General features: G+C 44.4%; 6 protein-coding genes and 1 pseudogene. 5 read left to right on the top strand and 2 right to left on the bottom strand.

What is annotated here, in order from left to right:
* The first annotated feature begins 87 nt into the window (after nt 1–87).
* The 5 genes from BGL89_RS08470 (at nt 88) to BGL89_RS08450 (ending at nt 7996) form a co-directional block, all read left to right on the top strand.
* Nucleotides 88–1221: a glycosyltransferase gene (locus BGL89_RS08470; protein WP_286825335.1), complete on the top strand. Its 1134-nt coding sequence runs from the start codon at nt 88–90 to the stop codon at nt 1219–1221.
* A 242-nt stretch (nt 1222–1463) separates the two neighbouring features.
* A complete protein-coding gene (locus BGL89_RS08465) occupies nt 1464–2663 on the top strand; it encodes a proton extrusion protein PcxA (RefSeq protein ID WP_286825332.1) in 1200 nt (399 codons plus the stop codon).
* Between the two features lie 6 nt (nt 2664–2669).
* On the top strand, nt 2670–5972 hold the full coding sequence (locus BGL89_RS08460) for an efflux RND transporter permease subunit (protein ID WP_286825331.1): 3303 nt from the start codon (nt 2670–2672) through the stop codon (nt 5970–5972).
* Nucleotides 5973–6239: 267 nt separating this feature from the next.
* On the top strand, nt 6240–7805 hold the full coding sequence (locus BGL89_RS08455; protein ID WP_286825330.1) for a cation:proton antiporter: 1566 nt from the start codon (nt 6240–6242) through the stop codon (nt 7803–7805).
* Nucleotides 7805–7996, top strand: a complete 192-nt coding sequence (locus BGL89_RS08450) for a hypothetical protein (protein WP_286825334.1) — start codon at nt 7805–7807, stop codon at nt 7994–7996. The genes BGL89_RS08455 and BGL89_RS08450 overlap by 1 nt, the downstream gene beginning before the upstream one ends.
* Here the strand turns inward: BGL89_RS08450 and BGL89_RS08445 are convergent.
* Together BGL89_RS08445 and BGL89_RS08440 are read right to left on the bottom strand one after the other, a co-directional pair.
* On the bottom strand, nt 7944–8693 hold the full coding sequence (locus tag BGL89_RS08445) for an amino acid ABC transporter ATP-binding protein (protein WP_271989114.1): 750 nt from the start codon (nt 8691–8693) through the stop codon (nt 7944–7946). The two genes, BGL89_RS08450 and BGL89_RS08445, sit on opposite strands and share 53 nt — an antisense overlap.
* A gap of 12 nt (nt 8694–8705) precedes the next feature.
* Nucleotides 8706–8990, bottom strand: a pseudogene (locus tag BGL89_RS08440) (DUF29 domain-containing protein); the annotation flags it as partial.
* Nucleotides 8991–9082 lie beyond the last annotated feature (92 nt).

The raw sequence follows: 9082 nt of genomic DNA, 5'->3' as shown, positions 1-9082 counted from the left end.
TCACATTTTAGCATATATTTCGTAAATGTGTTAATATTTAACAGTAAAGCCGTCGTAGAACGACGGGGTTTCAGACCCAAATTTTCGATGAAGTACGCTCTGGTTCACGAGTGGTTAACCCCAAAAGCGACGGGGGGATCAGAATTAGTGGTTAGGGAGATTTTACAATGTCTAGAGGCGGATTTATACGCTTTGATCGATTTTGAGTCCACCAATCCCGATAGTTATCTCTATGGTCGCTCGATCGGGACAACTTTTCTGCAAAATTTCCCGAAAGCGAGAAATGGCGTACAAAAATACTTACCTTTTCTTCCCCTAGCGATCGAGCAGTTAAATTTAGAGGATTATGATGTAATTTTATCCTCCTCCCATTGTGTGGCTAAAGGGGTTTTAATTCGACCGGATCAGGTGCACATTTGTTATTGTCACACTCCTATGCGTTATGCTTGGGATTTAACTTTTGACTATCTAGCTAATAGTAAGTTAGGACAGGGATTACCCGGTATTTTCACCCGTTATCTCTTGCATGGGTTGCGTCAGTGGGATGTGATTTCTGCTAATCGTGTGGACTATTTTCTGGCTAATTCCCACCACACCGCTAGACGAATTTGGCGCTGTTATCGACGGGAGGCAAAAGTCATTTATCCTCCCGTACAAATCGAGCGTTTTCCCTACCAAGAGAAAAAAGAAGATTTTTATTTAGTAGTCTCTCGTTTGGTTAGTTATAAAAAAGTCCCTTTAATTGTGGAAGCGTTTAATCAATTGGGATTACCCCTAGTGGTTATTGGAGATGGTCCACAAATGTCTTTAATCCGACAGTTAGCGAGGAATAATATTCAGATTTTAGGTTCCGTGTCCGATCGAATAGTAGCAGAATATATGTCGAAAGCAAAAGCGTTTATTTATGCTGCTTGTGAGGATTTTGGTATTGCTTTAGTGGAAGCGCAAGCTTGTGGTACTCCCGTGATTGCATTTGCTGCCGGAGGTGCTTTAGAAACCGTGCGAGAGCTGCGGGAAAATTCTTCCCAGGGAACAGGATTACTTTTTGGGGAACAAAATCCCCAATCCTTGCTGGAAGCGGTTAAATATTTTGTTGATCACGGTGATAAAATTGATCCAGAAAATTGTCGGCAACAGGCTAATAGATTTACACCAGAGGTTTTTAGAAATGCTTACAGTTTGTTTATAGAGGAACATTCAATATCTAAAAATTATTGCTAAGTTTAATTAGAGCAGTTATCTTAATGGTGAGCTAGGAAGTTTTCGTTTTAGGGAGTCGGTCATCGGTTGTTGATAACAAATTAGGTTACACTTTATCTTGATGAGAAACTCTGTATTTCACCAATGGGGAGGATGTAGTCAATGCGCCCAAAATGTAATATTATGGATATTTCTCTGAGATCTAGCCAACGCTGATAGCTTACCGTGGTGCTTGTGATGACAGAAAAGGGAGGATTATAGCCGTGCCTTGGAATCGAGTTAATCAATGGGTAGAAAGACGCTCTTTAGGGGCCTTAGAATCAGCTTATCAGAGAGCGCTGAAAATTAAAGCGATCGAAGATAAACATTTTGGGGGACAAAAAATTTCCCCGGCTGCCGTGGGAGGAAAAAGTGTTTATGATTACTTTCAAAGTACCCTAGAACGAGAATTATTACAGATACGTCTCGATTTAACTCAAGTGCGTCTGGGTAATTTTCTTAACCCGCAAACTAACCCAGAAAATAATAACATCCTAGAGACTTTAAAGGCGATCGAGGATATTATTGGTAAATATCGCCTAGATTTAGAGGAATTGCTGCCCCCATTACCGAATAATCAAACTCCAAATCTGCCTAAAGCGAATCTCACTGGTGATACCCCTAGCGATAAAACTAACCAGACAATTTCTCCTGCAACCAGTAATAAATTTTTTAACTTCCGGCAAGAATTAACCCCCGAATACGAACAAACCGTTATTAAACAACTCCGTACCCTGCGACAACAACAACGTATTGCTATTCGGTTTATTCTGATTATTATTTTAGTTCCTCTCTCGGTGCAGGTTATTAGTAGAAACTTTATTTTTAGCCCTGTTTTAAACTATTTTGGTGTGGATAGAGCGAAAATATCAGAAGTTTATATTTCCCAGGAAATTGGCGAAAAATATCTCAGGGAATTTGCTAGACTTCAAGAAATTGAAGAAATCAAGCACGTTTTAGGAGTAGCAAAAGCAGGGCATGAATCAGAAGAAAATTTTCGGGAACAGGTGCAGGAATTGTTCAAAGAAGCGGGTTATGAAAGTCAAGATGGTTGGAAAAACTTACTCTCCGATACTACCGGATTAATAGCCTTTATTGCAATCTTAATTTTTGGTCGTCAACAATTGGCAATTACGCGAGCCTATGTTAGTCGTTATTTTCTCAGCTTAAATGATATCACCAAAGCCTTTATCTTTATTCTCTTTACCGATATATTTGTCGGGTTTCACTCGGCGGAGGGGTGGACGGTAATCTTAGAAACTTTGTTCCGGCACTTTGGTTGGCGGGAAAATATTACATTTATTAGCTTGTTTGTGGCCACGGTTCCCGTTATCCTAGATACCATCTTTAAACTATTAATATTTAACTATCTGACTCGCAAATCTCCCACCGCAGCGACTATCCTAGAAAAGATGAACCAGTAACGCCCTATGATCCTTAGTATTGCCGATACCTTCATTAAAAGACCCGTTCTGACCACAGTTTGCTCGATTTTAATCGTTTTGCTCGGAGCGATCGCTATTCCCTTTTTACCCCTAGAAAAACTGCCCCAGTTGGCATTTATTCAGGTAGCGGTAAATGCCAACTATTTGGGAACCGATGCCAAAACCGTACAGGATAACGTTACCACGGTACTCGATCGGCAGATTAACGGGACAGAACAGATTGTTTATATGCAGTCCCAGAGTACCAACACCGGACAAAGTACGGTGAATGTCTTTTTCCCAGTGGAAATGGATCGTAACATTGCCCAAGTCTTGGTACAAAACCGTGTCAGTACCGCCGCTGCTAGTTTACCGGAAGAAGTGAACCGGCAGGGGGTGACAACCAATACCCAATCCCCCAGCGTTACCCTTGCCTACGGGATTTCCGCCAAACCGGACGAAAAGGGCAATTATCCCTACGATACGGTCTTTTTAAGTAACTTTGTCGATCGGGTCATCGATGCGGAGATTCGCCGGATCGAGGGAGTTGGTAGTACAACAATCATCGGAGAAAGGGAATACGCCCTGCGTTTTTGGCTTAATCCTGATGCTTTAGCCGCTAGGGGGCTATCGGCGGTCGAAGTAGTACAGGCAATCCGAGAACAGAATATTCAGGTGGGTGCAGGGACAATTGGCGGTGATCCCAGTCCCGAAGATCAGCAATTCCAGATCGCCATTCGCGCCGTTGGTAGGGTTGCCACCGGGGAGGAAGCGGAAAATATCGTCGTCAAAGTCGGGGAAAATGGCGATTTAATCCGAATTAAAGACGTAGGACGCGCAGAAATCGGAGCCGAAAGCTACAGTACCGCCGCCTATTTCGACAAATCCCCCGCCGTTGTCTATATCGTCTATCAGTTACCCGGTTCCAACGCTTGGAATACTGCCAAACTGGTAAAAGAAAAAATGGCGGAACTAGAACCAAGTTTCCCTCCGGGGTTAAATATCGCCATTACCCTCGATAATACCGCCTTTGTCGCCGCTTCCCTGGAAGAAGCCTTTAGCACTCTGGTTGAGGCGATTTTACTGGTTATTCTCGTCATTTTTATCTTCCTTCAGGATTGGCGCACCACGATCATTCCGGCGATCGCTATTCCCGTATCTTTGATCGGAACCATGGCCGTCGCCCTGGCTTTAGGCTATTCTCTCAATAACCTCTCCTTGTTTGCCGTCATTCTGGCCACCGGTTTAGTGGTGGACGACGGCATCGTGATCGTAGAAGCGGTATCGGAAAAATTACGGCAGGGAATGCGGCCATTTCAAGCTGCCCTTGATGCCATGGGCGAGTTAACCTCGGCGGTGATTGCTAGTTCTCTTGTACTACTAGCGGTGTTTATTCCCGTCACCTTCTTCCCCGGTACGGTGGGGATCGTTTATCGACAATTTGCCGTCATCATCTCCGCTTCAATTATCATCTCCACCTTTAACGCCCTCAGTTTTTCCCCCACCATGTCGGCGATTATCATGAAAGCGCCCCAACGCACCCACGGACCCTTGGGACTGTTTTTCCAGGGCTTTAATCGGGGTTTCAACGCAGTTAAAGAGGGCTATCGAAGCTCGATCGAATTTCTGATCCGCATCCGGTTTCTGGTGTTACCCTTCTTTATTGCCGCCCTCTTTCTCACAGCTTGGAGTTATAGCACCACTCCCCAGGGTTTTATCCCCGAAGAAGACCAAGGTTATGCCTTTATCCTCGTGCAAGCACCCCCCGGGGTTTCCCTGCGCTACACCGACCGGGTTATCCGTCAGATTAACGAAGAAATTCTCGACGGTATCGAAGAAATCGATCACTTTGTCGGGATGGCGGGCTTTAGTTTTGCCGGAACTGGCAGCAACCAAGGACTATTTTTTGTCAAGTTAAAAGAATGGTCGGAACGGCCTGGCGAAGATAAGTCGGTTTTCGGGATTCTTAGGAAAATTAACCAACAATTAGCCACTAAAGTCCCAGATGCTCGCGCTTTCGCCGTTAATGCGCCCCCCGTGGATGGATTAAGTTCTACCGGCGGTTTCGAGTTATTTATCCAAAACCGCGCTTCTTTCCCCATGGACGCTTTGATTGCCAACGCTAATAAAGTCATGGCCGAGGCCCGAACAAGACCGGAATTATCGGGAATTTTCACCCAATTTACCACCGACACGCCGATGCTGGAACTTTCCATCAATCGCAACCAGCTACAGGCGCAAAACGTCGATATGCAGGCAGTTTTCGCTACCCTGCAAACCTATCTCGGTTCCAACTTCGTCAACCAATTCGTCTTGGGCGATCGCTTGTATCGAGTCTTTGCCCAAGCAGAAGCGGATTACCGTTCTAATCCTGAAGATATTAACCGTCTTTACGTCCGTTCCCGTACCGGGGCCAATATTCCCCTATCGGGTTTAGTTAGCGTCAAACGCTTCACCTATCCACCGATTATCACTAACTTTAACCTCTATCCCTCGATTAACGTTCAGGGTAATCCCGCCCCCGGTTTTAGTACGGGACAGGCGATCGCAGTGATGGAAGATGTTTGTCGGAAAGTCCTGCAGCCCGGTTTCGGTTACGCTTGGACGGGTACAGCTTTCCAAGAAAACACTTCCGCCGGGGCTGCTCCAGTTATCTTCGGATTAGCCTTTATCGTGGTTTTCCTCGTCCTTGCAGCTCAGTACGAAAGCTATATCGACCCGATTATCATCATGATTACGGTTCCCCTAGCGATCCTAGGTGCCATGGGGGCCTTACTGTTGCGGGCGAATTTCCTACAAGTGGGTAGTCTCTTCCCTGCGGTGAATAATAATATCTATGCTCAGGTGGCTTTGGTCATGTTGATCGGTTTAGCGGCAAAAAATGCGATTTTAATCGTGGAATTCGCTAACCAGTCCCGTACTTTGGGTTTAAGTATTCCCGATGCGGCAGCCCGGGCCTCGACGGAACGCTTAAGACCGATTCTGATGACGGCTATTTCTGGTTTAGTCGGTTTCTTGCCCTTGGTTATCGCTTCCGGTGCCGGAGCGATGAGTCGTTGGTCCCTGGGAACTGCAATCCTAGGCGGTTATCTGATTTCCACGGTGTTGAGTTTATTTCTCGTCCCGGTGTTGTATGTGCTGATCAAACAGTTCGAGGCCCGATTCCTCTCCTCGAAACCCCCGAAAAGTGGCGGTTCTGGCAATGGTAAAACTCCCTCTCTCGGTGGGGAAAGGAATACATCAGAAACCTCCATAGAAGAAGGGGCCATTTCCGCTTTGAAAATCTCTCCTCAGTCAACGAATGACTAGGGTGTTAGGAGCTTTTTTCAGTGATCAGTGATCAGTAAACAGTAAACAGTGAAAAGACAGTAGGAAACTGCTATTTAATACTGCACACTTAAAAACTCAAATCTGATAACTGATAACTGATAACTGATAACTGATAACTGATAACTGATAACTGATAACTGATAACTGATAACTGTGATAACTGATAACTGATAACTGATAACTGATAACTGATAACTGATAACTGATAACTGATAACTGATAACTGATAACTGATAACTGAAAATAATGACCCTAGAATCTACTGCTAACGAAGCGATCGCTCATAATTTAGAGCAATTCCTGCTAGTTTTGACCATTTCCTTGAGTGTCGCCACTTTATCGAGAACCGTTGCCTTCCTCCGCAAAATTCCCTACACCCTGCTGTTAGTTATTGTCGGTATGGGTTTAGCTTTTTTAGATTTGCGTCTAGTTAATCTTTCCCCGGAATTAATTCTGGAAATTTTTCTGCCTCCCCTCCTTTTTGAAGCCGCTTGGAATATTCCCTGGGCTAAATTAAAGGAATATTGGGTTACTATCGTCATTTTTGCCGTTATCGGGGTGATTATCTCCGTTTTGGGAGTCGCCTATCCCCTACATATTTTTGCCAATTTACCCCTATCGATCGCTTTTCTGTTGGGTGCTGCCCTAGCTGCCACCGATCCCGTCTCTGTAATTGCCCTCTTTAAAGAATTGGGGGCCAGTAAAAAACTGACGATCCTGATGGAAGGGGAAAGTCTCTTTAATGATGGGGTCGCTGTGGTCGCTTTCGTCCTCTTGGTAGGGATTCCCTTGGGAGTCGATACCTTTTCCGTCCCCGTTACGATCGCTCGTTTCTGCACCTTTGTGGGGATTGGGATCGGTGTCGGTTGCGTGATCGGTTTCGGCATTTCCTACCTTACCCAACGCTTCGATCTGCCTTTTGTGGAACAGTCCCTGACTCTAGTTTCTGCTTACGGAACCTATCTCGTCACGGAAAAATTAGGCGGATCCGGTGTGATTGGGGTGGTAATTGTCGGGATTATTCTCGGTAATCTCGGTTCGCGCATTGGTATGAGTCCCCGTACGCGCCTGGTAGTTAGCGAATTTTGGGAATTTATCGCCTTTTTTGTCAATTCTATCATCTTTTTACTGATTGGCGATCAAACCCGTTTTGAGAGTCTCGGCAGTCATTTAACCGGGATTTTAATAGCGATCGCCGCTATGGTGGTTTCCCGTCTGTTCTCAATTTTTGGACTAGGGGGAATTAGTAACCTAATTACGGGCAATCAGATCAGTTTTAAGGAAAGAACGGTGTTATGGTGGGGAGGATTGCGCGGTTCGGTTTCGATCGCCCTAGCGTTAAGTGTTCCTACTACTATCCCCTACCGTCAAGAAATTATTGACGTGGTTTTTGGGGTGGTTTTATTTACTTTATTGGTGCAAGGATTATCTATACAATGGCTGTTAAATTTCCTCGATCTTATTGGTGATCAACCGATTCGCACCGAATATTCGGCCTTAATTGCTCGTCAAATTGCTTTAACTAGGGTTGCTAATTATCTGCAACAACCAGAACGTTTTCCCGATATCGATCCCGAATTTTATCGCTACAAAAAAACTCTGGTGGAAGGACAATTAAAGTCCTTAGGCGATCAGTTGCAAAAATTACTACAGCAACACCCACAATTAAAAGATGTGGTAGCCGAACAATTTCAAGATACTTTACTCGATATCGAAGCTAATACCTACGCAGAATTAATTAGAGCCGGTCGTTTAAATGAAAATCTCGTTCCCCTTTTAGTCGAGGTAGAAGCAGAAAAAGAGATGGTTTAATCATCAAGTCATGGAAAATCGGCTCTTCGGTTTGTCTTATGCTGGAGCGAACTAATCAATTAAATCCCTTACCAGATAAGGATTTAGTCGATTTATGCCCCCCTATTGAACCATACCAAGTCCCGAAGAGCCGGAAAATCAAAGAATTTTTGCTAAAAATTGCTGAGTTCGATCGGATTGGGGATGATTAAAAAATTCTGCTGGGGGGGCAATTTCCAAAATTAAACCCTGATCCATAAATACCACTCGATCGGCCACTTCTCGCGCAAATCCTACCTCGTGGGTGACACAAACCATGGTCATCCCCGATTTAGCTAAACTTTGCATCGTTTCCAAGACTTCTCGTACCATTTCTGGGTCTAAAGCTGAGGTCGGTTCATCGAATAACATCACCTTCGGCTGCATGGCCAAAGCGCGCACGATTGCCACCCGCTGCTGTTGTCCTCCCGATAACTGAGGGGGATATTTAAGCGCTTGTTCGAGAATACCGACTTTTTCGAGGAGTTTTGTCGCTATTTCCTCCGCTTGCGCTTTTTTACAACCGCGCACCCACATCGGTCCGAGGGTGACATTATCTAATACCGTCAGATGGGGAAAGAGGTTAAATTGTTGAAAAACCATCCCGACTTCCTGACGGATGGCCTCGATATTTTTCAGGTTGTGGGACACAGTTATTCCGTCAATAATAATGCGGCCTTTTTGATAGGATTCTAACCCGTTAAAAGTGCGAATAAAGGTGGATTTTCCTGAACCTGACGGCCCCATAATCACCACAACTTCCTGTTTATTAACGGTGAGATTGACTCCCCGCAACGCATGAAAGCGGTTATCGTACCATTTTTCCACAGCTTCGGCAATTATAATCGGTTCACTGTTGTGAGAGTCCATATTTTTGAGAGTTTATTGATTATCTGTATCGGGAAACCACTGTTTCTCAAGAATTTGTGTCAGAGAGTAGGGACAAATTATCGGTAAATTTTTTAATCCTGTCTTTTTTTCGGCAATTAAGCGAGCGTTTTCATAGATATTCCCTAACTCTAGTTCTAGAAATTTAGTTAAATTGGTGGTGAGCTTATCTTCTAATTGTACTCGAAAAGTGATAATCTCTGCTGCCCAATAATTACTATTTCTTGCTCTTTCTGTTGTCCAAAATTGATAGAGTAGGAGATGGATTATTATTGGTAAACCGCCAATTCAAAAATGAAGTGCATCAATGTCTGATGATAATTCATAGAATACCTCAAAAGGGGTTCGATAGTCAAGACATTTTCGAGGAC

It is taken from the genome of Microcystis sp. LSC13-02 (assembly GCA_002282935.1).
In the GTDB taxonomy this organism is placed as follows: Bacteria; Cyanobacteriota; Cyanobacteriia; order Cyanobacteriales; family Microcystaceae; genus Microcystis.
This window is presented reverse-complemented; position numbering and strand designations above follow the sequence as displayed.

Bases quoted from the DNA above. Each gene is read 5' to 3' on its own strand.
- BGL89_RS08445 (WP_271989114.1), bottom strand. From the start codon at position 8,693: ATGGACTCTCACAACAGTGAACCGATTATAATTGCCGAAGCTGTGGAA.
- BGL89_RS08455 (WP_286825330.1), top strand. From the start codon at position 6,240: ATGACCCTAGAATCTACTGCTAACGAAGCGATCGCTCATAATTTAGAG.
- BGL89_RS08460 (WP_286825331.1), top strand. From the start codon at position 2,670: ATGATCCTTAGTATTGCCGATACCTTCATTAAAAGACCCGTTCTGACC.
- BGL89_RS08470 (WP_286825335.1), top strand. From the start codon at position 88: ATGAAGTACGCTCTGGTTCACGAGTGGTTAACCCCAAAAGCGACGGGG.